A 26,660-nucleotide genomic window follows, 5' to 3' on the forward strand; every position below is an offset into this window, starting at 1 on the left:
CCGAGCGGCGCCCGGCACGGCGGCGCCCGGCACGGCGGCGCCCGGCACGGCGGCGCCCGGCACGGCGGCGCCCCCGGGGCCGCGGGTGCGGTCCCGGGGGCGCCGGGCGGAAGCGGGCCGGAGGGGCCGGAGGGGCCGGGGTGCGGCTCAGCCGACGTACAGGGCGACCGCGTCGTTGGAGCCGATGGTCGCGGTGAACCTCCCGTCCGAGCCGACCCGGTACGTCGGCCCGGTGCAGCCTCCGCCGCTGGTGCGGTTGCCGTGCTGGACGTCGCAGTAGGTGCCGGCCGGCAGCGAGGTCTGGAAGGTCTGGGTGATCGGTCCGCCCTCGTGGTTGATCGCCACGAAGCCCTTGCTGCCGCGGCCGAAGGCGATCGCGTCGTTGCCGTTGGACCACCAGTCGGTCAGCGCGGTGCCGGCGACGGCGTTGCGGAAGCCGACCATGTTGGAGATCTGCCGCCAGTTGTGCTGGCACTTCCAGCCGTCGCTGTAGCAGGCGTTGACGGTGCCGCCGTTGGGCGGTCCGGCGTCGTGGTCGGTGAACTCGTAGCCGGAATAGACGTTGGGCGAGCCGTAGGGGTGGGCCAGCATGAAGACGTTGGCCAGGGTGTAGTCGGCGCCGTTCTTGTAGGTGAGGGTGGAGCCGTTGCGCTCGGTGTCCCAGTTGTCGACGAAGGTGCGGGCCTTGCTGCCGGAGAGGTAGCCCCAGGACTCGCCGAAGTTGCTCAGGTAGGCGAGCTTCTCGTTCTGGAACATCCGCTTCAGGTCCCGGCCGTAGCGGAACTCGTCGACGTCGCCGATGCCGGTGTACTCGGTCGGCTGGACCGCTTCGCCGTCGCCGTGGATGACCTCCTGCACCCAGTAGGTGCCCGTGTTGCTGAGCTTGGACTTGATCGCCGCCACGTCGGTGGCCGAGATGTGCTTGGCGGCGTCGATGCGCAGGCCGTCCACGCCCAGCGAGACCAGGTCGTTGAGGTAGCCGGCGATCTTGTTGCGGACGTACTCGCTGCCGGTGTTCAGGTCGGACAGGCCGACCAGCTCGCAGTTCTGGACGTTGTAGCGGTCGCCGTAGTTGGTGATGTCGGTGCGGCAGGAGTGGAAGTCCTGGGTCTGGTAGTACCCCGGGTAGTCGTACTTGGTGTACGAACTGCCGCCGGTGCCCGTGCCCGAGCCGGCGCTCATGTGGTTGATCACCGCGTCGGCGACGACCTTCACGCCCGCGGCGTGGCAGGTGTCGACCATCCGCTTGAACGCGGCGCGGTCGCCGAGGCGGCCCGCGATCCTGTAGCTCACCGGCTGGTAGGAGGTCCACCACTGCGGGCCCTGGATGTGCTCGGTGGCCGGGGAGACCTCGACCCAGCCGTAGCCGGCGGGGCCGAGCTGGTCGGTGCACGCCTTGGCCACCGAGTCGTACTTCCACTGGAAGAGCGTCGCGGTGACGGTCTTCGGGCCCGGGGTCGCGGCCTGCGCCTCGTGGGGGAGGGCGGCAAGGCCGGCCGTCGCGAGCGCGGCTGCGAGCAGCCCGCGCAGGGTCTTCGATCTCATGGCGGCTCCTTCGTCGAGGGGGGAACGGGCGCACGGGGTGCGCCCACGACGACAGCCACGCGCCAGGCCGCCTGCGAGTCCCCGCGGGACGACGGGGGCTCACGAGTAAGGAGAGTGCCGCCCCTCCTGACGACCGGTCAAGGGTTCAACTGCGATTCCTTTCAGGTTCTTTCAACTTTCTTTCGGTAAAAGATCACTTCGCTTGCGCCTCGGGGGCGTCCGTGGCGGCCTGTCGCGGCGGGTGCGGTGTCCGCGCCTCCGTCAGGGCGGCGGCGGTGGCGGTTCCCTCGATCCGTGCGACCGGCCCCTGGTAGAGGATCCGGCCACCGTGCCGGCCCGGGCCCGGTCCGAGGTCGACGATCCGGTCCGCGCGCCGGATGACATCGAGGTTGTGCTCGATGACGACCACGGTGTGCCCCCGGTCGAGCAGTTGGTCAAAGATGCCGAGCAGGACGGCGATGTCGCGCAGGTGCAGGCCGGTCGTGGGCTCGTCGAGGACGTAGAGGGCCGGTTCGGCGGCCTCGCGCAGTTCCCTGGCGATCTTGAGGCGCTGGCATTCGCCGCCCGACAGCGTCGTGAGCGGCCGGCCGAGCCGGAGGTGGCCCAGTCCGACCCGCTCGATGTGGAGGAGCGCCCCGCGGATCTGCTCGTCCGGCAGCCGCACGACGGCGTCGGTGACGGTCAGTTCGTCGATGTCGGCGACGGACAGTCCGTCGACCCGGTGGCGGAGCACCTCGTCGGTGAACCGCCGCCCCCGGCAGGTCCCGCACACGGTCTCCTGGTCGTCCATGAAGGCCAGGTCCGTGCGGATGACGCCCAGGCCCCTGCAATCGGGGCAGGCGCCTTCGGAGTTGGCGCTGAACCGGCCGGCGGGCAGGCCGCTGTGCCTGGCGAAGAGCCTGCGGACGGCGGGGGCGATCCCGGTGTAGGTGACGGGCGTGGAGCGGCGGTTGGTGCTGACCGGCTTCTGGTCGATCACCACGGCGTCGTGCTGTCCGACCAGTTCTGCCGCGAGGCTGGACTTGCCCGATCCGGCGACCCCCGTGAGGACGGTGAGAACCCCGGTCGGGATGTCGACGGTCAGGTTCTTGAGGTTGTTGCGGGTGGCGTTCGCCACGGTGACCGCACCGGTGGCTTTCCGCGGGGCGGTGGTGACCGGCGTGCGCGCGCCGAGGGCGGCGGACGTCGCCGTGCGCGCCGCCCCGAGTTCGTCGAAGGTGCCCTGGAAGACCAGTCGGCCTCCGCCGGTACCCGCGTCGGGCCCGATCTCGACGACCTGGTCGGCGATCGCCATGACGGCGGGGTCGTGCTCGACGACGAGAACGGTGTTGCCCTTGTCGCGCAACTGCCTCAGCAGAGCGGTCATGGAGGCGATGTCGTGCGGATGGAGGCCGACCGTGGGCTCGTCGAAGACGTAGATCATCTCGATCAGGCTGCTGCCGAGGTGCTTGACGGTCTTGATCCGCTGCGACTCCCCGCCGGACAGACCGGTGGTGACGCGGCCGAGGTGGAGGTACCCGAGCCCGACGGCGACCATGGCCCGCAGCCGCTCCGTGAGGGCGGCCACGACCGGGGCGACCGCGGGGTCGGTCACCTGCTCCAGGAGGCCGGCGAGCTCGGTGATCTCCGTGCGGGCCATCTCGCCGATGGTGCGGCCCAGGACGGTGGCGGTGCGGCCGGCCTCGGCGAGGCGGTCGCCGAGGCACTCGGGGCAGGTGTCGGAGCGGGTGAACCGGGCGATGGCCTCCCTCTTGCGGTCGGAGAGGTGGTCGGCCGTGCGCAGGTGGGTCCGCTCGAACCGCTCCACGATGCCCTCGTAGTCCTTGGGCTGCCTGCTCCCCAGGCGTGCGGCGTGCTCGCCGCCGTACAGCAGGGCCCTGCGCTCGGCCTCCGTCCAGTCGCGCAGCGGGGTGTCCGCGTCGAAGCCGCCGATGTCGGCGTACTGGGCGTACCAGTAGCCGCCGTTGCCGAAGCCGGGCAGCAGGATCGCCCCCTGGGAGAGGGATTTGTCCAGGTCCAGGAAGCGGTCGACGGCGCTCACCACGACCTCGCCGATCCCGGAGCAGGTAGGGCACATGCCGGCGGGGTCGTTGAAGGAGAAGCGGTTCGACTCGCCCACGTGCGGCGTGCCGATGCGGGAGAACAGCAGCCGCAGGTAGGTCCAGGCGTCGGTGACCGTCCCCACCGTGGACCGGGCGTTCCCGCCGATCCTGCGCTGGTCGATCACCACCACCGGCGAGAGCCCCTCGATGCTCCCGGTCTCGGGACGCGTCCACTTCGGCAGCCGGTTGCGGACGAACGGCGGCCAGGTCTCGTTGAGCTGGTGCCCGGCCTCCGCCGCGATCGTGCCGAACACCAGGGAGGACTTGCCCGACCCGGACACGCCGACGAACACGACCAGCCGGCCGCGCGGGACGTCCACGTCCAGGTTCTTGAGGTTGTTGGTCCGGGCGCCCCGGATGCGGATCGTGCGCTCTAACATGCGACCGAGGCTACGAACGGATGCGGCCGGGTTCCGGCCGCAACAGAGACGGGACCGGGCGCATGACGGACGTCACCGGGCGCATCCTCGCCCTGCTGGCCACGCTCCGGACAGGGCGGGCGTTCAGCGGCGAGGAACTCGCCGCACGGCTCGAGGTCAGCCCCCGGACGCTGCGCCGCGACGTCGACCGGCTGCGCGGCTACGGCTATCCGGTCGAGACCCGGCCCGGCCCCGGCGGCCACTACCGCCTCGCCGCGGGCACCGCGGTGCCACCGTTCGCGTTCGACGGCGACGAGGCCGTCGCGACCCTCCTCGGGCTGGCCGCCCTCGCTGCCACCGGCGGCGCCGCCGAGGGCAGCGTGGGCGAGGCTGCCACCCGGGCCTACGGCAAGGTCGACCAGTTGCTGCCCCGGCGGCTGCGCCACCGCGCCGCCCACCTCCGCGCGAGCCTGGAGACCGGCACCGTCGCGGCCCCGAGCCCCGGCACCGGCGTCCTGGCCGCCCTGGCCGAGGCGATCCAGCACCGCCGTGTCATCGCTTTCGACTACGTGGACAAGGACGGCTCGGCCACGTCCCGCCGCGTCGAACCCCACCGCCACGTCCACCACGGCCTGCGCTGGTACCTGCTGGCGTGGGACGTCGGCAAGGAGGACTGGCGCGTCTTCCGCACCGACCGCATCACCGGCCTGCGGACGTCCACCAGCACCTGCACGCCGCGGCCCCTGCCCGCCGACACCGCCCTCGACTACCTCCGCCAGGGGCTCAACAAGGACCGCACGCGCGTCGTGCTCACCGTGGACGCGCCCCTGCCGGCCGTCGCCGACGCGTTCAAGCACCGGGAGGCCGAGCTCGCGGCCCTGGACGACCGGCGGACCAGGGTGGTGCTGATGCTCGACACCTGGCAGTGGCTGCTGCTGGACCTCGCCTTCCTGGACGCCGACTTCACCGTCCACGAGCCGCTCGGCGTCCGGGACGCCCTCCACGCCTTCGGCGCACGCCTCCTCCGCAGCTGATCCCCCCTGCCCGGAACCCTCTTGTACACGCCCTCTGCACACGCCCGCGGGGACCGGACGACGGGCCCGCAGCTCCGGACGGCCTCGGACCGGCGCTCCTCAGCGGCGCCCGGAAGCCTGTACCACCGCATCTCCCCGGTTCACCTTCAGGCGCCCAGGTGCTCGCGGTCGCCCATGACCACCACCGGGTTCGCCTCCGGGTCGAGGGTCCTCAGCAGGTACTCCATCGACGCCTTCGACAGGCTCACGCAGCCCGAGGTCCCGCTGCCGTGGTCCAGGTGCAGCCAGATGCCGCCCCCCTTGTCCTGCCCGAGGGGCCGGGTCGGGTCCAGCGGCGAGGTGCCCCGGACCCGGTTGTAGTCGATCGCCACCACCAGGTCGAAGTCGTGCCAGTGGCTCTTCGCCCAGTGGCGGGGCGCGGTGAAGGCGTCGGAGCGCGTGTACGGCAGGCGCGTGCCGGGGTCCGGCAGGACGCCGCCCGCGTCGGAGAGGGTGAAGACGCCGACGGGACTGCGGCGGTCGCCCTCGTGGTGGTCGGTGGTCCAGCCGCGCTTGCCGTTGTGGGCGTCCATGGTGCGCGCCCGCCGCCAGGTGCCGTCGTCCGCCCGGGTGAACAGGACGGCGGTGGACCGCGCGGAGCCGGCGCCCTCGCCGTAGACGGCCAGGACCTGGCGCGAGTCGCCGGGGATCCGCTCGCGCAGCCGCTCCCCCACTCCGGGGATCCCTTCCGGCGCGCGGGGCGAGGGGCGGGGCGGCGACGGCTCCGCGGCGGACGGGGCCGGCCGGGCACCGGAGCCGCCCCCGCCGTTCCCCGCGCCGCCGTCCCCGCCGCATCCGGTGAGCAGCGCGAGCAGCGCCGCGGCGGCGACCGCCGCGGCGCTCCGCCCGCGCACCCGCGCCCGCACCCGCACCCGTTCCGTCTCCACGCGCACCACCGTTCCCGCCTGCCCCCGAGTCGTCCCCCTGCACACCGAGGACGCACGGGAGACGCGGCCCGTTCCCTGCGGCGTTCCCTGCGGCGGTCCCGGCGGCGGTCCCGGCGGCGGTCCCGGCGGCGGTCCCGGCGGCGGTCTCGACGGCGGTCCGGGCGGCGGTCCGGGCCGCCGGGAAAACCGTTTGACGGTGCCGACCGGACGGCGGGAGCCTTTCCCTTCCGAACGGGGCGGATCCGCCCGCACGCCCGCACCCACACGACAATCCGGCAGGACACCCATGTCGCTTCGTGACCTCCCGCATGCCGAACCGGGTGTACCGGACGTCAGGTCCGGTTTCCGCCTGCTGGTGTGGCTGGGCAGGCAGCAGCCGGCCGGCCAGGTCGGCGCCGCCCTGTGGGGATTCCTGTGGCTGGGGTCGATCGCGGCCCTGCCGGCCGGGGTCGGCCTGGCCGTGCAGGCCGTCGTGGACGGCTCCGGGCGCGGGCTGGCCGCCGCGGCCGCCCTGCTCCTCGCCCTGGGGCCCTGACCGCGCTCGGGGACACCATGACCCACCGGGTGACCGTCACCAACTGGCTCACCGCCGCCGCCCGCCTCCAGCAGCTGCTGGCCCGCAGGACGGCCGAGCTGGGGCCGGTGCTCACCCGGCGGGTGGCGGCCGGCGAGGTCGTCGCGGTGGGCACCGGTGACGTGGAGAAGATCTGCTGGTTCGTCGAGGCGTTCTCCCGGTTCGCCGCGGCCGTCGCCGCCTGCGTCGCCGTCTCGGTCGGCCTGATGCTCTACCAGCCGCTGATCGGCGTCGCGGTGGCGGTCGGGGTTCCCGTGCTGGCGCTGTCCGTGCTGCCGCTGCTGCCGGCCGCGCAGCGGCGCGCCGACGAGCAGCGGACGCGGGCGGGCCGGGCGACCGAGCTGGCCTCGGACACCGTCGCCGGACTGCGGGTGCTGCGGGGCATCGGCGGCGAGGAGCTGTTCCTGGCCCGCTACCGGTCCGCCTCCCAGGCGGTGCGGGCCGCCGCGGTGCGCAGCGCCCGGATGTGGTCGCTGATCAGTGCGCTCCAGGTGGTGCTGCCGGGGCTGTTCCTGGTCGCGGTGGTCTGGTTCGGCGCGCGGCTCGCGCTCCAGGGCCGGATCACGGTCGGCGAGCTCGTGGCCTGCTACGGCGCCGTCTCCTTCCTGCTGATGCCGCTGCGGATCTTCGAGGAGACCGCCTCGGCCTGGATCTTCTCCCGCGCCTCCGCGGACCGGGCCGCGCGGGTGCTCGGCCTGCGGCGCGGGGACGCGCCGGCGGGCGGCGGAACGCACGCCCCCGGCGCCACCGGGACGGCGGACGGCGCGGGCCTGCCCGCCGGCGGCGACCTGTACGACCCGGTCAGCGGCCTGCTTGCGCCCGCCGGGAAGCTGACCGCCGTGGTGTGCGGCGACCCGGACGCGGCGGGCCTGCTGGCCGACCGCCTGGGCGGGCACGCGCCGGGAGCGGACGGGGACGAGCCGTCCGTCCTGCTGGGCGGCGTGGCGCTGGACGCGGTGGAGCTGCACCGGGCCCGCGCGGCGGTGCTGGTCCAGGACAAGGACCCGGTGCTGCTGTCCGGCACCCTGCGGGAGCTGCTGGACGTGCCGGCCTCGGGCGCGGTGACCGCGCGGGAGGCCCTGGAGGCCGCGCAGTGCGGCGACGTGCTCGACGCGCTCGCCCGGGCCTCGGCCGGCACTGCTGGCGCGGACGGCGACCCGATGGACGCCCGCATCACCGAACGCGGCCGCTCCCTGTCCGGGGGGCAGCGCCAGCGGCTCGCCCTGGCCCGCTCCCTGGTCGCCGACCCGGAGGTGCTGGTACTGGACGAGCCGACCAGCGCGGTCGACTCGCACACCGAGGCCCGGATCGCCGAGGGCCTGCGCGGGCTGCGCGCCGGCCGCACGACGGTGGTGTTCACCTCCAGCCCGCTGCTGCTGGACCGGTCCGACCGGGTCGTGCTGGTGCGGGACGGCAGGACCGTGGCGTCCGGCACGCACCGCGGGCTGCTGCGCCAGGACCCGCGCTACCGCGCGGTGGTCGTCCGGGAGGCGGAGGCCGTCCCGGCGGCCCGCCCCGCGGGGGCGGCGGGGACGACGGGCGCGGCAAGGACGGCGGAGGCCGTCGGGACGGAGGACGAGGCATGATCGGCATGGCGCCGCCCGAGCACGACCCCGACGCACCGCACCGGGCTGCCGTCCTCCCGGTCGGCTCGCCCGCCACGGTGCGCGCCTACGTGCGCGAACTGGCCGGCCGGCACCGCGCGGCGTTCGCCGTGCTGGTCGCGGTCAACGCGGGCGCGGTGCTGGCGTCCATGGCCGGCCCCCACCTGCTCGGCACCCTGGTGCAGGACCTGGCCGACGGGGCCCGGGAACTGCACCTGGAGCGCACGGTCGTGCTGTTCCTGGCCGCCCTGGCCGTCCAGGCGGTGCTGGTGCGGCAGGTGCGGCTGCGCGGCGCGGTGCTGGGCGAGCGGATGCTGGCGGACCTGCGCGAGGACTTCCTGGTGCGGTCGGTGGCCCTGCCCCCGGGGGTGCTGGAGAAGGCCGGCACCGGCGACCTGCTGTCGCGGATCACCACCGACATCGACCGGCTGTCCAACGCCATGCGGCAGGCGGTCCCCCACCTGGTCGTCGCGGCGGTGTGGACGGTGCTGCTGCTGGGCGCGATCGTGTGGACCTCGCCGCCGCTGGCCCTGGCCGTGCTGGTGGCGCTGCCGCTGCTGCTGGCGGTGTCCCGGTGGTACTTCCGGCGGGCGCCGCAGGCCTACCGGTCGGAGGCCGCCGGGTACGCGGCGGTCGCCGCCTCCCTGGCGGAGACCGTGGACGCCGGGCGCACCGTGGAGGCGCACCGGCTCGGGGAGCGGCGGGTCCGCCTGTCGGAGCGGCGGATCGGCGAGTGGGTGGCCTGGGAGCGCTACACCCTCTTCCTGCGCAGCGTGCTGTTCCCCGGGGTGGGCGCGGCCCACACCCTCGTGCTGGTGTCGGTGCTGGTCGTCGGGGGGTTCCTCGTGCTGGAGGGGCGGATGACGGTCGGCGAGCTGACCGCGGGCACGCTGTACGCGCAGATGCTGGTGGACCCGGTCAACCTGATCCTGCGCTGGTACGACGAGTTGCAGGTCGCCCAGGTCTCGGTCGCCAGGCTGGTCGGTGTGCGGGAGGTCGAGGAGCCGGAGGCCGACCACGGCGCCGTTCCGCGGGGGCGGGAGCTGAGCGCCGAGGAGGTCCGCTTCGGCTACCTGCCCGGCAGCGACGTGCTGCACGACGTCTGCCTGTCGGTGCGGCCGGGCACCCGGCTGGCGCTGGTCGGGCCGTCGGGTGCGGGCAAGTCCACCCTCGGCAGGCTGCTGGCGGGGATCTACGCCCCCCGCGCGGGCGAGGTGTCCCTGGGCGGGGCGCCGCTGGCGCGCATGCCCGCCGAGCGGGTGCGCGCGCACGTGGCGCTGGTCAACCAGGAGCACCACGTGTTCGTCGGGTCGCTGCGCGACAACCTGCTGCTGGCCCGTCCCGATGCCGGGGACGAGCAGTTGTGGGAGGCGCTCGGCGCGGTCGACGCGGACGGGTGGGCGGCCGCGCTGGACGGCGGCCTGGACGCCGAGGTCGGCTCCGGGGGCGCGGCGCTGACCCCGGCCCAGGCGCAGCAGGTGGCGCTGGCGCGCCTGGTGCTGGCCGACCCGCACACCCTGGTGCTGGACGAGGCGACCTCGCTGCTGGACCCCGGAGCCGCCCGGGACCTGGAGCGCTCGCTGGCCGGGGTGCTGGAGGGCCGCACGGTGGTGGCCATCGCGCACCGCCTGCACACCGCGCACGACGCGGACCTCATCGCCGTGGTCGAGGACGGCCGGATCACCGAACTGGGCGGCCACGACCGGCTGGTGGCGGCCGGCGGGGCCTACGCGGCCCTGTGGCGCTCCTGGCACGGGGACCGGCAGGACGGCGACGGGGAGGGCGACGGCGGCGGGCGGGGCCGCGCACTGGACGGCGCGAGGACGAACTGACCTGCCCCGACCCCTTCCTGACGGCGGGTCGCCCTTCGGTAGTGTGCACGCGTTCCACCGCAGAACGAGAGAACGGGGATTCCCTCCATGGGAGGACGGAACGTGCCCTTCGGCACGCCACGGGCGGGGTCGTCGGCCCCCGGTACCGGAACCGGAGGCGCATGACGATGGCTTCGGACTTCGCGCGCCTGCTCAAGCAGGACTTCTCGGACATGGAGGCCGCCGCCGAGGCGTGGCGCAAGCTCTCCACCACCATGCAGGAGCTGGCCGAGCGTCACCGCTCCAAGGTCACCGGCCCGCTGCACGCGCAGTGGGAGGGCGAGGACGCCGACGCGGCCCTGTACTACCTGGAGGACGTCGAGACCCGCATCGGCCTGGTCCGGACCGAGGCCATGGCCGTCCACGAGGTCGTCGACACCACGCGCCTGCGGATGGAGCAGGCGCAGACCGACCTGCGCAACGCGGTCAGGAGGGCCGAGGAGAACGGCTACGAGGTCGACGACGACGGGACCGTCAGCGACCCGCAGACCGCCTCGCTCCCCCGCAACGACCCCGACACCCAGGAGATCGCGCGGCAGCGCGGCGGCCCGATGGGCGAGTACCGCCGGTGGATCGACGACGCCCTCACCGACGCCCGTAAGGCGAGCGACGACGGCAAGAAGGCCCTGTCCGGGCTCAACGGCGACATCATGGAGCGGTTCAACTTCGACGCCGCCGCCGAGTCCGCCTCCGACGTCGACGCGGCCATGAAGGCCCTGGGGATCCAGGACCCCCAGGTCCCCCGGGACGACCCGAAGGCCGCCGCCGAGTGGTGGAAGGCCCTCGACCCCGAGGAACGCGACCTGTACACCACGCTGTACCCGGACCTGATCGGCTCCACCGACGGCCTGCCCACCACCGTGCGCAACGACGCCAACCGGCTCGCCCTGGAGCAGGAGCTCAACGCCCTGGAGAACCGCGAGGGCCGCAGCTTCGGCGACACCACCAACGAGGACCTCAACACCCGCCAGCAGAACCTGATGATCCTCCGGGACATGCTCGACGAGGGCGACGGCGCCCCCGCCGGCAAGGAGCGGTACCTGCTCGCCTTCGACTCCGACGGCGACGGCAAGGCCGTCGTCGCCATGGGCAACCCGGACACCGCGGCCCACACCGGGGTGCTCGTGCCCGGCACGAACACCACCATGGAGTCGATGCCCGGCCAGCTCAACCGGATCAGCGCGCTGCAGGACTCCGCCAAGGAGCACAGCGACGGCGAGGACGTGGCCATGATCAGCTGGCTCGGCTACGACGCCCCCGAGGCGGCGGCCACCGACTTCAACAGCGTCACGACCGAGGGCCGCGCCCAGGACGCGGCGCCGGACCTGCGGCAGTTCCTCGACGGCACCCGGGCCTCGCACCAGGGCGCCCCGAGCCACCTGACGGTCATCGGCCACAGCTACGGGTCGACCACCGTGGGCGCGGCCGCCGCCGGCGGCGACGGCCTCGGGGCGGACGACATCGTGGCGGTGGGAAGCCCCGGCATGACCGTCAACGAGGCCGGCGACCTGCAGATCGACCCGGACCGCGTCTGGATCGGGGCCGCGGGCGACGACGAGATCATCGACATGTTCTCCGACTTCAACCTCGGCGACAATCCCGCCGAGGAGCCCTTCGGCGGCAACAACTTCGAGGTGGACACCAGCGGGCACAGCGGCTACTGGGACCCGAACAGCAGGAGCCTCGACAACCAGGGGAAGATCATCTCCGGCCGTCCTCCGACCGAGGTCCCCAAGGAGGACAACGATGTTCCGCTCCTCCCCTGGTAGCCCCTCCCTCCCCGCCCGGAAATCCCCGATGCCCAAGTCCAGGTCCTTCTGGTGCGCCCTGAGCGCCACCGCACTACTTCTCACCGGAGCCTGCATGTCCGACGAAGGAAAGAACGCCCCCCTGCCGCGCATGAGCAAGGAGGAGGCCACCACGCGGGCCGAGGAGTACGCCTCCCGCATGGCCGAGGCCGCCGGCGTGAGCCTCCGGGAGGGGGACGCCGAAACCTACTTCTACGACTGCGTGGGCAAGAACGACGAGATCGCCGGGGACGGCCGGTTCTCCCTCTACCACGCCGTCCACGCGGACCTGCCCAAGGAGGAGCACACGGCGGCCGTCCGGAAGCTGCGCGCCGACTTCAAGGAGAAGGGCTACGAGGTCACCGGGTACCGGGAGTACGAGGACGACTACCGCACGGCCACGGTGAGCGCCACAATCCCCGACGACCGGTTCACCGTGGACGTCTCCTCCTCCGGCCCGTCGAGGAAGCCGTCCAAGACCCTGCTGTTCGGCGTCCGCACGCCCTGCCTGCTGCCGCCGGGCGCGACGCAGGAGACGCAGTGACCCGCGGCGGGCCGTCCGGGGCCCGCCGCCAGGACCGGCACCACGGGGAGCAGTGACGATGTCGAAGAACATGAAGGTCGACCCGGCGGAGCTGCGGGCGTCCGCAAGCGCCGCCGACACCATCGCCGAGGACATGGGGAGCCCCAGCGACAAGGCGGTCAAGGACGCGGACGCGGCGGGCGGGGCCCTGTCCGGCTGGTCCGTGGCCGGGGCCCTCCAGGAGATCGCCTCCAGCTGGCGCCCGGCGCTGAAGGGCCTGGAGGAGCGCACCCGAGCGGGTGCGGCGAACCTGCGCAGGTCCGCCGACGGCCACGAGTGGAACGACGACCTGGTCTCGCAGGACTTCGAGAAGTTCGACACCTCCACGCAGGCCGCACCCGCGATCGGCACCATGGGCGCCCCCGGCGGCGCCTCCCCGTTCGGTGCCCCGGCCTGGTCGACGCGGCCCACCCCCGGGGAGCCGATGGCCCCCGCCGCCAACGGGGCCCCGATCCAGCACACCCCCGGCGCGGGCCTCCCGTCCGCCTCGGACAGCCCGGCGGCGACCATGCCGGTGTACGACCCGGACGCGATCGTCGGCGGCCCGGCGCCGGACACGGGCCCGGCCCCCTTCCGCCCGGACCCGTCGAAGAACCCCTTCGGCTGATCCTTCGAAACGGGATGCGGGAACGCCGGTCCCGGTGCGTGTGCACCGGGACCGGCGTTCCCGCATCCCGTCCGTTCCCGTCCGTGTCCGGCCGCGGCCGGCCGGGCCGGTTCAGCCGACGAAGCCGAGGGCGCCCAGGGCGCCGACGCCGCCGGCCAGGACGAACAGCGGGCTGAGGACCTTGACCTCGACCCAGCTGCCGGCCTTGAAGCGCATGAACTTCGGCGGGCCCAGCGGGTACCAGCGCTTGCCGCCCAGCGGCAGCGGCCACAGGACCGGGCAGCCGGAGACGGTCAGCGCGTCGCCCAGGCAGTGCACGAGGGCGCCGACCACGATGGGCAGACCGACCCACATGTACTCCTGGCCCGGCTCGGAGAACAGCCAGCCGGCCCCGCCGACGGTGGTGTCCAGGACGTCGGCGAGCATCCAGGCGCTGGTCGCGCCGAGCAGCCACACCATCACGTCGCTGGAGGGCCGGGCCTGCCTCCACAGCAGGCCCTCGATGGCCAGCACCATGTGCACGAACAGCACGACCAGCACGCCCCAGCGGTCGACCCACACCGCGGTCGCCGAGGCCGCCGCCCCGCACATCAGCGCCCACACCCAGGTGTGGGTCAGGGTGCGGTGCCCGCCCTTGCGGTTGGGGTCCTTCTTGCCCCGGGTGGCCTTGTAGACGGCGTAGGAGACCTTGTCGACGACCTCGCACACGCCGCGCGAGAGGGGCCCGAAGGACCGGGATATGGTGGCCGCCTTGTGGTCCAGGTCGGGGGCGAGGGCCGCACCGGCGCAGATGAGCGCGCCGACGACGAGCACCGGCCACGGCATCGGCTCGTCCAGCGCGTACGCCGCCGCGCCCAGCCCCAGCCAGGCCGCCGCCCCGGACAGTGAATGCGCGGGTCCCATCATGGCGAGGACCGCCCCCCTCTTTCGTTGTGTGCTCCGCGAAGCGCGGTCCGTGCCGCGTGCGTCCCGCGGCCGCCGGTCCCGGCCGGGGCAACAGCGTAGCGCTACGTGATCACGGCGGGTGGAGCCGGTTCTGTTTCGGGGGCCGGGGCAGGCAGTATGGAGGGCGTGACCCTTATCGATCAGCTGCCGAACGACGCCGACCCCGATGCCCTGTACGAGGCGTTCTCCTCGTGGACCGAGAGCCGCGGCATCACGCTCTACCCCGCGCAGGAGGAGGCGCTGATCGAGGTGGTCTCCGGCGCCAACGTGATCCTGTCGACGCCGACCGGCTCGGGCAAGTCGCTGGTCGCTGCGGGCGCGCACTTCGCCGCGCTGGCCCGCAACGAGGTGACCTTCTACACCGCGCCGATCAAGGCCCTGGTGTCGGAGAAGTTCTTCGACCTGTGCAAGATCTTCGGCACCGAGAACGTCGGCATGCTCACCGGGGACGCCTCGGTCAACCCCACCGCCCCGGTGATCTGCTGCACCGCCGAGGTGCTGGCGCAGATCGCGCTGCGCGACGGCAGGCACGCCGACGTCGGCCAGGTGGTGATGGACGAGTTCCACTTCTACGCCGAGCCGGACCGCGGCTGGGCCTGGCAGATCCCGCTGCTGGAGCTGCCGCAGGCGCAGTTCCTGCTGATGTCGGCCACGCTCGGCGACGTCTCCCGCTTCGAGGCGGACCTCACCCGGCGCACCGGGCGCCCCACCTCCGTGGTGCGCTCGGCGACCCGCCCGGTGCCGCTGAGCTACGAGTACCGCACGACCCCGCTGACCGAGACGCTCACCGAACTGCTGCAGACCAAGCAGGCGCCGGTGTACATCGTGCACTTCACGCAGGCCGCGGCGGTGGAGCGGGCGCAGGCGCTGATGAGCATCAACATGTGCACGCGCGAGGAGAAGGACGCGATCGGGAAGCTGATCGGCAACTTCCGCTTCACCACCGGGTTCGGCCGCAACCTGTCGCGCTTCGTCCGCCACGGCATCGGGGTGCACCACGCCGGGATGCTGCCGAAGTACCGCAGGCTGGTGGAGCGGCTGGCCCAGGCCGGCCTGCTGAAGGTCATCTGCGGCACCGACACCCTCGGCGTGGGCGTCAACGTGCCCATCCGCACGGTGCTGTTCACCGCCCTGACCAAGTACGACGGCACCCGGGTGCGCACCCTGCGGGCGCGCGAGTTCCACCAGATCGCCGGCCGCGCCGGGCGGGCCGGCTTCGACACCTCCGGCTTCGTCGTCGCGCAGGCCCCCGAGCACGTGGTGGAGAACGAGAAGGCGCTGGCCAAGGCGGGCGACGACCCGAAGAAGCGCCGCAAGGTGGTGCGCAAGAAGGCCCCCGAGGGCTTCGTCAACTGGGGCCAGAACACCTTCGAGAAGCTGATCGCCTCCGAGCCCGAGCCGCTGACCTCCCGCTTCAGGGTCACCCACGCCATGCTGCTGTCGGTGATCGCCCGGCCGGGCAACGCCTTCGACGCCATGCGGCACCTGCTGGAGGACAACCACGAGGACCGCCGCAGCCAGCTGCGGCACATCCGGCGCGCCATCGCCATCTACCGCTCGCTGCTGGCCGGCGGCGTCGTCGAGCAGCTGGACGAGCCGGACGCGGAGGGCCGCATCGTGCGGCTGACCGTGGACCTGCAGTCGGACTTCGCGCTCAACCAGCCGCTGTCCACCTTCGCCCTGGCCGCCTTCGACCTCCTCGACGCCGAGTCCCCCTCGTACGCGCTGGACATGCTCTCGGTCGTGGAGTCCACCCTGGACGACCCGCGGCAGATCCTCGCCGCCCAGCAGAACAAGGCGCGCGGCGAGGCCGTCCAGCAGATGAAGGCGGACGGCGTCGAGTACGAGGAGCGCATGGAGCGCCTCCAGGAGGTGACCTGGCCCAAGCCGCTGGAGGAGCTGCTCTTCCACGCCTACGGGGTGTACCGCAAGAGCCACCCGTGGGTGGGCGACCACCCGCTCTCGCCCAAGTCCGTGGTCCGCGACATGTACGAACGGGCCATGACCTTCAGCGAGTTCGTCTCCTTCTACGAGCTGGCGCGGGCCGAGGGCATCGTGCTGCGCTACCTGGCGAGCGCGTACAAGACGCTGGAGCACACCGTCCCGGAGGACCTGAAGTCCGAGGACCTGCAGGACCTGATCGCCTGGCTGGGCGAGCTGGTGCGCCAGGTCGACTCCAGCCTGCTCGACGAGTGGGAGCAGCTGGCCAACCCCCAGGAGGAGACCGCCGACGAGGCGCAGGACCGCGCCGACCAGGTCAAGCCGGTCACGGCCAACGCCCGCGCCTTCAGAGTGCTGGTGCGCAACGCGATGTTCCGCCGGGTGGAGCTGGCCGCTCTGGAGAAGTGGCGCGAGCTCGGCGAGCTGGACGGCGAGGCCGGCTGGGACGCCGACGCCTGGGCGGACGCCATGGACCCCTACTGGGACGAGTACGACGAGCTGCCGACGGGCCCGGACGCGCGCGGGCCGAAGCTGCTGCAGATCGAGGAGCGGCCCGAGGACGGGCTGTGGCGGGTGCGCCAGGTCTTCGACGACCCGGCGGACGACCACGACTGGGGCATCAGTGCCGAGGTGGACCTGACCGCCTCTGACGAGGAGGGCCGGGCGGTGGTGAAGGTCGTCTCGGTCGGACAGCTGTAGGTCCGGACGCGGGCACGCACGGTGCCGCCGGCGGGCGCCCGGCCCCGTGCGCGGCCGGGCGGGCGCCGGGCGGATCCGGCGGCGGGCGGGCACGCTCTGACGGGCCGGCCGCGGATCGCTTACGATGCCGCGCAGACCGATGATCAGCCTGGGGGCACTACATGGCCGAGACCTCACCCGATGAGCTGCTCCAGCCCAGCGTCTCCGGGCCGAAGTTCCGCATCCGGCCCTGGGACCCGCGCACGCACCTGGCCGTCGCCGCCGTGGGCGGGTCGGCCGGGGCCACCTGGTTCGCCCTGCGCAACGCCTGGCGCTACGGGACCCTGGACGCCGAACCGGACGGGCTGGCCCGCCACCGTGCCTGGCTGGTGCGCGGCGGTGCCGCCGCGGCCGTCGCCGAGACAGCGCTGATGTGCGCGGCGGCCCTGCTGTGGGGGCCGGCGGTGGTGACGGTCCGGGCGGTGTCGATCCTCCTGGCCCTGTCCCAGATCCGGTCGATCCGGCTGCACCACCGGGCGTTCCGGCTGCGGGAGGGGCGCTACGCCCCCGGTACCCGCAACGCCGTCTACGGGGCGGTGGGCGGCCTGCTCCTGCAGGCCGCGGTGGTCGCCGCCGCGGTGGCGGTGGGGTCGTGAGTCCCGGCCGCGGGACGGACGGGGCGCCCGGGGACACCGGCACCCGGTCCCCGGGCGTGTATGCCGGGCTGGAGCTGCTGGCCGCCGGCGACCCGGACGAGGAGGTGCTCGGCGCCGCGCTGCGGCTGCTGCGCCGGGGACGGGCCGAGGAGGCCCTGGAGCTGTTGGACGGCCTGCCCGGCGCCGGGGCGCCGCAGGACGTCCCCGGGTACGCCCCGGGTGTGCTGCGGGCGGTGTGCCTGCTGGCGGCCGGGCGGCCGGAGCAGGCCCTGGACCGCCTGCGGGCCCTGCTCGACGTGTTCGGCCCGGATCCGGACCTGATGCGGCTGACCGGCCTGGCCTGCACCGGCACCGGGGACTACCCGGCGGCCGAACGCGCCTACCTGGCCGGGCTGCACGACGACCCGCACGACATCGCGCTGCTGTGCGCGTACGCGGAGCTGTGCGCGCGGGCCGCGCAGCCGGAGAAGGCCGACGCCCTGTGGGCGTGGGCCGCCGTGCTGGACCCGGACAACCCCGAGCTGCACCGCATCCGCGCCGGGATCGACTACGTGCTCGGGGCGCGCCGCCCGCCCCCCGGGGGCGGCACGCAGCGGCCGGCCGTCACAGGGCGCGGAGACCGCTGATCACCTCCCGCAGGAGCCGGGGGTCGGCCCTGCGGACCTGCGGCACGGGCAGGCAGGCCCGTACGTGGCCGGCGTCGACGAGGTCGCCGAGCAGCACCCGCACCACGCCCAACGGCAGGTCGGCGGCCGAGGCGAGGTCTGCGACGGTCAGCGGGCCGGAGCGGCAGTGCTCCAGCAGGGAGCAGTGCTCCTCGTCCAGGTCCGGGTCCGGCGCGCCGGCGTCCGGGCCGTCGGCGACCACGTGGGTGATCAGGTCGAACGCCTCGCCGCCCGGGGGGCGGGCACGGCCCCGGGTCATGGTGTAGAGACGGACCATGGGGCCCGCCTCGTCGTCGTACCAGAGCACGCCGCCGTCCGGTTCCCCCTCCGGTGCCGGCGCCTCCTGCCCGCGCGGTTCACCCGCTGGTGACGTCATCGTGGCCGGTCACCCCTGGCCGGAGTCGCCGGAGGCGGTTCTCGCCTCCACGCCCAGGTGTTCCCCGACCCGGTTGACCAGCAGGGTCATCTCGTAGGCGATCTGGCCCACGTCGGTCTCGCGGTCGCTGAGCACCGACAGGCAGCTGCCCTCCCCCGCCGCCGTGACGAACAGGAAGCCCTCCTCCAGCTCGATCATGGTCTGGCGCGCGGAGCCGCACCCGAAGTGGACGCCCGTGCCCTTGGCCAGGCTGTGGATGCCCGAGGACAGGGCGGCCATGTGCTCGGCGTCCGCGCGCCCCAGCCCGCTGCTGGCGCCGGTGACCAGGCCGTCCCCGGACAGCACCAGGGCGTGGCGCACGTGGGCCACCCGCTTCACCAGGTCGTCCAGGAGCCAGTCGAGTTCGTGGATGGTGCTGCTCATCCCCCGTCACCTTCCCGTGCGGTTGTCACTGCGGCCGCCCCGTCGGCGGCCCTTTCCGAACGCTCGCGCCCGCGGGCGGTGCCCCGGGCGAAGGCCGCCATGGTGGAGCGGGCGTCCTCCGCGGACCGTTCCCCTCCCCGGTCCTCCGTATGCGCCCCCGCCGGCCCCTCCCGGGGGCGCCTGCGCTGCGGGGGTACGTCCCTCAGCTGCGACGACAGGACCTCCTGCCGCCGGCGGCGGGGCAGCGGGGCGGGCGCCCCGGGTGCCGGGGCGGGCCCGGCGGGCCCGTCCGCGGCGGCCGGTTCGCGCACCAGCACCGGCGGGCGGCGCCGGGGCAGGGCCGGGACCCCCGTGCCGGGCTCCGCGCCGAACGGCTCCGGCACCGCGGCGGCCGGCCCGGCGGCGGCCATCGACCGCCCGGCCGCGGCGCCTGCGGGTGCTCCCGCCGGCACGGCCGTGCGGCCGCCGGTGTCCGGGCCGGCGCGGAACTCCCCGGTCTCCGCGTCCTCGCCGTCGCCGTCGGGCACCACCAGCAGCGTCTGCGGGACGAGGACCACCGCGACGGTGCCCCGGTCCTCCGCCGCGCGGAGGGTGACCCGCACCCCCTGCCGGGCCGCCAGGCGGCCGACGGTGAACAGGCCGAGCCGGTCGGTGTCGGGCAGGTCGAAGTCCTGCACCGCGCAGAGCCGGCGATTGGCCTCCTCCAGCCGCTCCCGGCTCATGCCCAGGCCCCGGTCGGAGATCTCCAGCACGAAGCCGCCCGGGACGCGTTCGCCGCGCACCGTGACCTTGGTCTCGGGGGGCGAGAAGGCGGTGGCGTTCTCGATCAGCTCGGCCAGCAGGTGCAGGACGTCGGCGACCGCGGGGCCGTTCAGCGCGACGCGCGGCATCCGGCGCACCGCCACCCGCGGGTAGTCCTCGACCTCCCCGACGGCCGCCCGCACCACCTCGACCATCCGCACCGGGCGGCGCCAGGCCCGTCCCGGCACGTTGCCGGACAGGATCAGCAGGCCCTCGGCGTGCCGCCGCATGCGGGTCGTCATGTGGTCGAGGCGGAACAGGTCCTCCAGCTCCACCGGGTCCTGGGCGCGCCGCTCCATGGTGTCCAGGAGGGTGAGCTGACGGTGCAGCAGCACCTGGCTGCGGCGGGCGAGGTTGGTGAAGACCGCGGAGACCCCGCGGCGCAGCCGCGCCTGGTCGAGCGCGGCCTCGACGGCGGCCCGCTGCACGGTGCCGAAGGCCCGCCCCACCTGGCCGATCTCGTCGTGGCCGAGGTTGAGCACGGGTGCGTCGAGCCCGGTGTCGACGTTCTCGTCGCCCCGGCGCAGCCGGTGCATCACCTCCGGCAGCCGGGTGCCGGACAGGGCCAGGGCCTCGTCGCGCAGCGCGGTCAGCCGGGTCCCGAGGTCACGGCTGATGCGCACCGACACCGCGATCGAGACGGCGACGGCCAGCAGGCCGACGCCGCCGGAGGCCAGTGCACTCACCAGCAGGGCGACGCCGTCGTCGCGGGCCCGCTCGCCGATGTCGCGGCCGCCCGAACGGTCGATCCCGGCCAGTTCGTTGAGCGAGGCGTCCAGGGTGGCGCGCCAGTGCCCGTGCATGACCGACGAGCCGACCTGCTCGGCCCCGGCAGCGCGTATGTGGGCCTCCATGCCCTCCAGCGCGGAGCCCACCGGGCCGTCGGTGAAGTCCTCGTACAGCGCGCGCTGCGGGGCGGGCAGCTCCGGCGCGTACAGGCCGTACAGCAGGCGGCGGCTGTCGATGGTGCCGACCAGGTCGTGGTACTGGCCCTGTGTCAGGTTCCCGGCGGTCTGGCCCGCCGTGATCATCGCGTCCTCGCGGGAGAGCATCTCGCGGCCCCGCACCAGCTCGTTGACGACGGCCGTGCGGGCGGCCAGGTCTCCGCTGCGCAGCGCGCCGAGCGAGGAGCGGACCTTGAACGAGGGCTCGATGACCTCGGAGTACCGCTTCAGCGCCTCGTCCCAGGGGATGTCGCGGTACTGCACGTCGTCCCTGAGCGCGCCGATCCCCTCGACGGCCTTGACCATCCGGGCCAGGCGGGCGCGCTGGCGGCCGTCCAGCTCCTCCAGCCGGTTCGTGTCCGCGGCGTGCTCGCGGAGCACGGTCACGGCCCGGGTGGTCCTCTCGCGGTCCGTGGCCATCTGGCCGCCCGCGAAGTCCCGGCCGCCGCCGGCCAGGTAGGCGACCGAGGAGCGGCGTTCGGCCTGCAGTGCCTCGACCACGTCGTCGACGGGCTCGCCGAAGTACTGGTAGGTCTGGGCGACCCGGGTCAGGCTCCAGGCGTCGCCGAGCGCCGAGGCCGCGCCGAAGGCCCACATGCCGACCGTGGAGGCGAGCGGCAGCACGAGCAGTGCCAGGAGCTTCGCTCGTATGGAACGGCGGTGCGGGTACTGCAGGCGCATTGACTCTCCGTCGCTGGCAGCGGGGCCTGTGGAGCGGCGTGAGCATACCTGTTCGACCTGCTGCTTCGACAGCTTTGTGCACGTATTTGCGCACGTAATCGCCGGGGCCGGGGCGGAAGGGACGGATCCGGTGCCCGGATCCGCCGTACCCGGCCCCGGCCTCCGGGTTTCCGGGGGGCGACCTTCCCCCGTAAGTGACCGACGAGTAACTTACGGGGAGCAGTCACCACCAGCCTGTCCCGAGCCAAGGATGCTCCCATGCCCGAACTGACCCGATCCGCCGACCTGTTCCTGCTGGACCTCGGCAGCGACGAGAACCGCTTCCACCCGGACTGGATCGGCGAGGTCGACGCCGCCCTGGACGAGGTCGAGGCCGCGGAGGGCCCCAAGGCCCTGGTCACCACCGCCACCGGCAAGTTCTGGTCCAACGGACTGGACCTGGAGTGGCTCGGCGCGAACCCGGACGGGATCAACGCCTACGTGGCGTCCGTGCACGGGCTCTTCGCACGCTTCCTCTCCCTGCCGGTCCACTCGGTCGCCGCCGTGCAGGGCCACTGCTTCGCCGCGGGCGCGATGATCGCCCTGGCCCACGACTTCCGCGTCATGCGCGGCGACCGGGGTTACTTCTGCCTCCCCGAGGTCGACATCCACATCCCCTTCACCCCCGGCATGGACGCCCTCATCCGCTCCCGGCTGACCCCCCAGGTCGCGCACACGGCGATGACCACGGGACGCCGCTACGGCGGCCGCGACGCCCGCGCGGCCGGGATCGTCGACCAGGCCGTCGACGGGGACGAGACGGCCGTCCGGGCCGCGGCGACCGAGCTCGCCGCCGGCCTCACCGGCAAGGCCGGGGCCACCTTGGGGACCATCAAGAACCGCATGTACGCCGAGGTGCTGCGCGTGCTCCGCGACGAGGACGCCAACCGGCTCTGACCGGCACCGGGGCCCGGCCGTCCCGGCTCCGGGGAGCGGACGCGGGAAGCCCCGGCCAGGACGGGGGGAACCTGGCCGGGGCGGTCGGTGTGCGGGCCGCCGCGGCGGTGACCGGCCGACGGCCGGCGCCGCGGGGCCCCGCCGGGGGGCGCCCCCGGTGCGTGCGGAGCAGGCTCCGGGGACGGCGCCCTTGCGGGCCCGCATGTTGTTCAACCATAAAACACGATGGCGCGAGCTCCGAACCCGGGGCGCGCGGAAGCCTCCTCACCGGCCTCGTCAGGTCCCGGCCCCGGCCCCCGTCGGGCCCCGGTCCCGGCCCCCGTCGGGCCCCGGTCCCGGCCCCGGGCTACCGGGCGAGCCAGACCCGCAGCGGGCCCGCGGGGGCGAAGCCGTGGCGGAGCGCCGCCGCCAGGTCCGGCCCGTGCTCGTAGCCGACCAGGGGCAGGCCCGGGAAGCGGGCCGAGACGGCGGCCACGGCCCCCGCCCAGGCGGCGTCCGCGGTGCAGCCGTCGGCCGCGAAGAGGTTCGACAGGCCCACCGCGGCCACGCCCTCCCCCCGGTGCGCGATCACGCCGGCCACCGGGCCGCCGCCGTCCCCGGGCCCGCCCGTCCAGCCCCCGAGCACGGTGACCGCGGGGTCGGCGAGCAGCCCGGGAGTCAGCGGGCCGGAGCCGTCCCCGTCGCCCCGGGCGTGCAGCCACCGGGCGAACTCCTCGGGGCCGTCCACCTCCCGCCACACCGGGCCGCCGGACGCGTCCGGCGGAGGGGCGGGCGTCGGCGGGTGCGCGGGCCGGTGGATCCACTGGGCCTCGAACAGCACGTCGAAGCCGTGCGGCGCGAGGTCCAGGCGGGCGAAGCTGTCCTTGACCGACGCCCCGGCCGCCTCCGTGTCGATGCCGGCCAGGACATCGGCCGCGACGGCGTCGGGCGACAGCGTCACCGCGTCCGGGTACAGCGGAGGGGTCCGGCGGCCGGAGGCCCAGACCCGCGGCCCGAGGCGTCCGGGGGCGCCGTGGAGGCGGCACACCGCCCGGCACCAGGCGGCGTTGTCGGCGGCGGCGAGGAACACCCGTTCATCCACTCGGCCCACAGGGCCGTCATTGTCCGTTCGGTTCACCGGGGCAGCCTGGCAGCACCTCGGACCCCGGCGCACCTGTGTTTCCGAACGGCCCCCGCCCTCCGCCGGCGGCTCTCCGCCCGCCCCGTTCCGCCTCGCGCACCGCCCACCCCTGGGGCACCGTGGAGCCGGAGAACGTCGCACGACCCACGGAGACCGCCATGAGCCACAATACCTACCGCGTGACCGAGATCTACGGGACCTCCCACGAGGGCGTCGACGCCGCCATCCGCAGCGGCATCGAGCGGGCCTCGCAGACTCTGCGCCACCTGGACTGGTTCGAAGTGACCCAGATCCGCGGCCACCTGGAGAACGGGCAGGTCGAGCACTACCAGGTGGGCCTCAAGATCGGCTTCCGCCTCGAGGACGAAGAGTCCGCGGGCTCCTGAGGCACCGCGGGCCGTCCGCCCGGCCCCGGCCTCCCGGCCCCCTGGCCCCCTGGCCCCCGCAGGATCCCTCCCGCGCACGCCCTTTCTCCGGTCCCCGCCCTCCGTCCGCGGCGCCCGCGGCTCCCCCGGGACGCGGGGCCGGACGCCACGCCCGGCCGCGTCGCGGCTCCGGACCGGCGGGCGGGCCGACTACGGTGGGCGCTCCGGGCCACGGTGAACGCCCGGGGAGCGGGAGGAGGAGGCATGGTGATCAACAGGTTGACGGAGCGGCTGGGCCGGGCGATACGCGGCGACGTTCCCCCCGAGCCGGCCCGTCCGGGCGCCCCTTCCCGGCAGCACAACCTCTTCGAGGCCGCCGCCGCCTACGTCGTCGCCTCCGCCGCCGGCGACGACGAGGCCATGGCCTCGGCCGAAAGCCGGGTCCAGCCGGACGCGCTGATGTTCGGCGTCACGGAACTCGCCCGCCGCTCCCTGGTGGCGCTCGCCCACGAGCACGGCACCACCCCCGACCTGATGGCCCGTTCCCTCCTGGGGCTGAAGAGCGGGCAGCCGCCCCGGGACCGGGCCGGGGAAGGGCCGTCCGCCGGCTCCGCCGGGCCGTCCTGACCGCCCGCCCCCGCCGCGCACGGCCGGGACGCCGCACGGGGCGTGTCGCCGGAAAGACGCCGGACCGTTGCGCCCCGCACTCTCGACGCGGAGGTTACCGGCTGGTTAGGGTGCGCCCACCCGAGGAGAGTGGAGGCAGGCGGTGACGGAGACGGCGGAGGGTGCCGGGCACGCCGAAGGACCCGTGGGGGCCGCGGACGCCGCAGGCCCCGCGGACACGCCGGGCGCACCGGCCCCGCAGGGCGCGCCCGACGACGACGCGCTGTTCGTGCTGACGGCGCTGATGCTCACCCCGGCGCAGTTCCCGGGCGTCCTCGGGGACGACTATCCGCAGGCGTGCGCGGCGCTGGGCCTGGAACCGTTCGAGGAGGGCTACGGGCTGCTCCTGGGCCAGGACGGGGCCGGCGCCCGCTGGACGGTGGCCGTCTCCGACGTGGCGCTGACCGCCTGCGCGATCGCCGCGTGGGACTGCGGCATGGAGTACGAGCTGTCCCCGCCGGAGGAGAGCGTCGAGGCGGCCCTGCCCGGCTGGCCCCTGGAGCTGGCCGTGTGCGCGCCCGGGGTGCCCGCCCCGCACGACCCGGACCCGGCCGAGGCCGGGGAGCCGCTCGCCCCGCCGGACACCTCCGTGTGGGGCCCGGCGCAGCGGCGGCTGGGCGCGGACGAGATCGCGGCGCAGTGGGCGCAGTGGCGCGCCCGGGTCGAGGAGGGGGCCGAGCTGGTCGGGGCCGGGGAGGGCGACGCCCACCCCGGGCTGCGGCGGGTGCTGGAGGAGGCGGCCGCGTACACGCGCACTCCCCCGCCGCCGGGCCGGGTCCGCTCGGCGTTCGCGTCGGACGGGGCGCGCACGGTGCGCGCCGACGGGCCCGGCTGGAGCCTGGTGGCGCGCACCGACGACATCGCCCTGGTCCTGCTCGACGACGAGCCGGGGCAGGTGCTGCCGGTGGGCCGGGGCAAGGAGCTCCCGGGCCTGCTGGAGTCCCTCGTCGCGCTGGCGGCCGCCCCGGCCCGATGAACGGCCGCCCCGGCCCGATCCCGGAGGCGGGCCGGGGCGGGGTCAGGCGCGGGCCGGGCGGGGTCAAGAGCAGGCGGGATCAGGCGCGGGCGGTGGCGCGCACATCGGCGGTGACCGCGGCCGCCGCCTTGCGGGCGGCGACCAGCACCGGGTCCCACACGGGCGAGAACGGCGGGGCGTACCCGAGGTCGAGGGCGGTCATCTGCTCCACCGTCATGCGCGCGGTCAGCGCCACCGCGGCGATGTCGACCCGCTTGCCCGCGCCCTCGCGGCCGACGATCTGCAGGCCGAGCAGGCGGCCGGTGAACCGCTCGGCGATCGCCTTGACCGTCATCGGCTGCGCGCCCGGGTAGTAGCCGGCCCGGCTGGTGGACTCGGTGACGACGGTGACGAACTGCAGCCCGGCGGAGCGGGCCTGCGCCTCCGTCAGGCCGGTGCGGGCGATCTCCAGGTCGCACACCTTGCTGACCGCCGTGCCCACCACGCCGGGGAAGGTCGCGTAGCCGCCGCCGACGTTGGTGCCGATGACGCGGCCGTGCTTGTTGGCGTGGGTGCCCAGGGCGACGTGCTGCTCGCTGCCGGAGACCAGGTTGAGGACCTCGACGCAGTCGCCGCCGGCCCACACGTCGCCGTGGCCGCGCACCCGCTGGGCGAGGTCGGTGAGCAGTCCGCCGGAGGCGCCGAGGGGCAGCCCGGCGGCCTTCGCGAGCCCGGTGGCCGGGCGCACGCCCAGGCCGAGGACGACGACGTCGGCCGGGTACTCGGCGTCGTCGGTGACCACCGCCCGGGCCCGGCCCGCCCCGTCCACCAGCACCTCGCGGGCGGCAGCCCCGGTGACGACGTCGATGCCCATGCCCTTCATGGCGTCGCGCACCAGCACGCCCATGTCCGGGTCGAGGGTGGACATCGGCTGCTCGGCGCGCTCGAGGACCGTGACCTGCAGCCCCCGGCCGACCAGCGCCTCGGCCATCTCCACGCCGATGTACCCGGCTCCGACGACGACCGCCCGGCGGGCGGGGTGCGACTCCAGGTCGCGGACGACGGCCTCCCCGTCCGCCAGCGTCTGCACGCCGTGGACGCCCCCGGCGTCCATCCCGGGCAGGTCGGGGCGCAGCGGCGACGCCCCGGTGGCGACGACGAGTTGGTCGTAGCCGGTCCACCGCTCGGTGCCGTCGTCCGCGTCCCGGGTGCGCACCCGCTGCCGTTCGAGGTCGATCTCCACCGCCTCGGTGCCGGTGCGCACGTCGATCCCCCGCCTGCGGTGCTCCTCGGGGCTGCGGGCGACGAGCCGCTCGGGCCCGTCCACCCGCCCGCCGATCCAGTACGGGATCCCGCAGGCGGAGTACGAGGTGCGCCGGCCCCGTTCGAGGGCGACGATCTCCAGGTCCTCCTCCGGGCGCATCCTGCGGGCCTGGGCCGCCGCCGACATCCCGGCCGCGTCCCCGCCGATCACCACCATCCGCTCCGCCATGCCCCGCACTCTCCTCGCTCCCTC

The 26,660-nt window shown here is 74.6% G+C and carries 21 protein-coding genes and 1 pseudogene; 13 read left to right on the plus strand and 9 right to left on the minus strand.

What is annotated here, in order from left to right; all coding sequences use genetic code 11:
• Window positions 1-147 precede the first annotated feature (147 nt).
• Both GQS52_RS02755 and GQS52_RS02760 read right to left on the minus strand, forming a co-directional pair.
• Window positions 148-1,545 (minus strand): alpha-amylase family protein, encoded by a 1,398-nt coding sequence (locus GQS52_RS02755; protein ID WP_182311499.1) that lies wholly within the window; start codon window positions 1,543-1,545, stop codon window positions 148-150.
• Between the two features lie 193 nt (window positions 1,546-1,738).
• Window positions 1,739-4,027, minus strand: a complete 2,289-nt coding sequence (locus GQS52_RS02760) for an ATP-binding cassette domain-containing protein (RefSeq protein ID WP_182311500.1) — start codon at window positions 4,025-4,027, stop codon at window positions 1,739-1,741.
• Window positions 4,028-4,089: 62 nt separating this feature from the next.
• Here GQS52_RS02760 and GQS52_RS02765 point away from each other — a divergent pair, with 62 nt between their 5' ends.
• Window positions 4,090-5,040 carry a WYL domain-containing protein gene (locus GQS52_RS02765; protein WP_182311501.1) on the plus strand — a complete coding sequence of 317 codons (951 nt, stop codon included), beginning with the start codon at window positions 4,090-4,092 and terminating at the stop codon, window positions 5,038-5,040.
• Window positions 5,041-5,186: 146 nt separating this feature from the next.
• On the opposite strand, the gene GQS52_RS02770 is transcribed toward GQS52_RS02765, so the two are convergent.
• Window positions 5,187-5,966: a L,D-transpeptidase family protein gene (locus tag GQS52_RS02770; RefSeq protein WP_259370528.1), complete on the minus strand. Its 780-nt coding sequence runs from the start codon at window positions 5,964-5,966 to the stop codon at window positions 5,187-5,189.
• 286 nt (window positions 5,967-6,252) lie between these two features.
• Here GQS52_RS02770 and GQS52_RS02775 point away from each other — a divergent pair.
• The 5 genes and pseudogenes from GQS52_RS02775 (at window position 6,253) to GQS52_RS02795 (ending at window position 12,992) form a co-directional block, all read left to right on the plus strand.
• Window positions 6,253-8,126 (plus strand): annotated as a pseudogene (locus GQS52_RS02775) (ABC transporter ATP-binding protein).
• On the plus strand, window positions 8,123-9,976 hold the full coding sequence (locus tag GQS52_RS02780; RefSeq protein WP_182311502.1) for an ABC transporter ATP-binding protein: 1,854 nt from the start codon (window positions 8,123-8,125) through the stop codon (window positions 9,974-9,976). The pseudogene GQS52_RS02775 and the gene GQS52_RS02780 overlap by 4 nt, the downstream one beginning before the upstream one ends.
• Before the next feature lie 161 nt (window positions 9,977-10,137).
• A complete protein-coding gene (locus GQS52_RS02785; protein WP_182311503.1) occupies window positions 10,138-11,784 on the plus strand; it encodes an alpha/beta hydrolase in 1,647 nt (548 codons plus the stop codon).
• Between the two features lie 94 nt (window positions 11,785-11,878).
• Window positions 11,879-12,346 (plus strand): hypothetical protein, encoded by a 468-nt coding sequence (locus GQS52_RS02790; protein WP_182311504.1) that lies wholly within the window; start codon window positions 11,879-11,881, stop codon window positions 12,344-12,346.
• Between the two features lie 58 nt (window positions 12,347-12,404).
• On the plus strand, window positions 12,405-12,992 hold the full coding sequence (locus GQS52_RS02795; protein ID WP_182311505.1) for a type VII secretion target: 588 nt from the start codon (window positions 12,405-12,407) through the stop codon (window positions 12,990-12,992).
• Window positions 12,993-13,103: 111 nt separating this feature from the next.
• Here the strand turns inward: GQS52_RS02795 and GQS52_RS02800 are convergent, their stop codons facing one another.
• Window positions 13,104-13,898, minus strand: coding sequence for a metal-dependent hydrolase (locus GQS52_RS02800; protein WP_182311506.1), 795 nt, complete (start codon window positions 13,896-13,898; stop codon window positions 13,104-13,106).
• 165 nt (window positions 13,899-14,063) lie between these two features.
• Between GQS52_RS02800 and GQS52_RS02805 the strand changes: the two genes are divergently transcribed.
• The 3 genes from GQS52_RS02805 (at window position 14,064) to GQS52_RS02815 (ending at window position 17,838) form a co-directional block, all read left to right on the plus strand.
• A complete protein-coding gene (locus GQS52_RS02805) occupies window positions 14,064-16,577 on the plus strand; it encodes a DEAD/DEAH box helicase (RefSeq protein ID WP_182311507.1) in 2,514 nt (837 codons plus the stop codon).
• A gap of 161 nt (window positions 16,578-16,738) precedes the next feature.
• Window positions 16,739-17,212, plus strand: a complete 474-nt coding sequence (locus GQS52_RS02810; protein ID WP_182311508.1) for a hypothetical protein — start codon at window positions 16,739-16,741, stop codon at window positions 17,210-17,212.
• A complete protein-coding gene (locus tag GQS52_RS02815; protein WP_182311509.1) occupies window positions 17,209-17,838 on the plus strand; it encodes a tetratricopeptide repeat protein in 630 nt (209 codons plus the stop codon). Before GQS52_RS02810 ends, GQS52_RS02815 begins: the two co-directional genes overlap by 4 nt.
• On the opposite strand, the gene GQS52_RS02820 is transcribed toward GQS52_RS02815, so the two are convergent.
• From GQS52_RS02820 to GQS52_RS02830, 3 genes are read right to left on the minus strand one after another with little or no spacing between them, the layout of a single operon-like run.
• On the minus strand, window positions 17,816-18,253 hold the full coding sequence (locus GQS52_RS02820; RefSeq protein ID WP_182311510.1) for a DUF742 domain-containing protein: 438 nt from the start codon (window positions 18,251-18,253) through the stop codon (window positions 17,816-17,818). The genes GQS52_RS02815 and GQS52_RS02820 overlap by 23 nt on opposite strands.
• Before the next feature lie 9 nt (window positions 18,254-18,262).
• Window positions 18,263-18,676, minus strand: a complete 414-nt coding sequence (locus GQS52_RS02825) for a roadblock/LC7 domain-containing protein (RefSeq protein WP_182311511.1) — start codon at window positions 18,674-18,676, stop codon at window positions 18,263-18,265.
• The gene (locus GQS52_RS02830) at window positions 18,673-21,102 is read right to left on the minus strand and encodes a nitrate- and nitrite sensing domain-containing protein (protein ID WP_182311512.1); all 2,430 of its coding nucleotides are present in this window, start codon (window positions 21,100-21,102) and stop codon (window positions 18,673-18,675) included. Before GQS52_RS02830 ends, GQS52_RS02825 begins: the two co-directional genes overlap by 4 nt.
• 258 nt (window positions 21,103-21,360) lie before the next feature.
• Here GQS52_RS02830 and GQS52_RS02835 point away from each other — a divergent pair, with 258 nt between their 5' ends.
• Entirely contained in the window at window positions 21,361-22,038 is a 678-nt protein-coding gene (locus GQS52_RS02835) for an enoyl-CoA hydratase-related protein (protein WP_182311513.1), read from the plus strand.
• Window positions 22,039-22,384: 346 nt separating this feature from the next.
• Here the strand turns inward: GQS52_RS02835 and GQS52_RS02840 are convergent, their stop codons facing one another.
• Window positions 22,385-23,128 (minus strand): hypothetical protein, encoded by a 744-nt coding sequence (locus GQS52_RS02840; protein WP_259370529.1) that lies wholly within the window; start codon window positions 23,126-23,128, stop codon window positions 22,385-22,387.
• Between the two features lie 188 nt (window positions 23,129-23,316).
• Between GQS52_RS02840 and GQS52_RS02845 the strand changes: the two genes are divergently transcribed.
• From GQS52_RS02845 to GQS52_RS02855, 3 genes are all read left to right on the plus strand, one after another.
• Window positions 23,317-23,544 (plus strand): dodecin, encoded by a 228-nt coding sequence (locus tag GQS52_RS02845; protein ID WP_182311514.1) that lies wholly within the window; start codon window positions 23,317-23,319, stop codon window positions 23,542-23,544.
• A gap of 243 nt (window positions 23,545-23,787) precedes the next feature.
• Window positions 23,788-24,150 (plus strand): hypothetical protein, encoded by a 363-nt coding sequence (locus GQS52_RS02850; protein WP_182311515.1) that lies wholly within the window; start codon window positions 23,788-23,790, stop codon window positions 24,148-24,150.
• A gap of 283 nt (window positions 24,151-24,433) precedes the next feature.
• Window positions 24,434-25,165 carry a hypothetical protein gene (locus GQS52_RS02855; RefSeq protein ID WP_182316169.1) on the plus strand — a complete coding sequence of 244 codons (732 nt, stop codon included), beginning with the start codon at window positions 24,434-24,436 and terminating at the stop codon, window positions 25,163-25,165.
• Between the two features lie 79 nt (window positions 25,166-25,244).
• On the opposite strand, the gene GQS52_RS02860 is transcribed toward GQS52_RS02855, so the two are convergent.
• Complete coding sequence (locus GQS52_RS02860) at window positions 25,245-26,636, minus strand: FAD-dependent oxidoreductase (RefSeq protein ID WP_182311516.1); 1,392 nt, start codon at window positions 26,634-26,636, stop codon at window positions 25,245-25,247.
• Between the last annotated feature and the right edge of the window lie 24 nt (window positions 26,637-26,660).

The organism is Streptomyces sp. SCUT-3 (assembly GCF_014083985.1).
Taxonomy (GTDB): domain Bacteria; phylum Actinomycetota; class Actinomycetes; order Streptomycetales; family Streptomycetaceae; genus Streptomyces_H; species Streptomyces_H thermolineatus.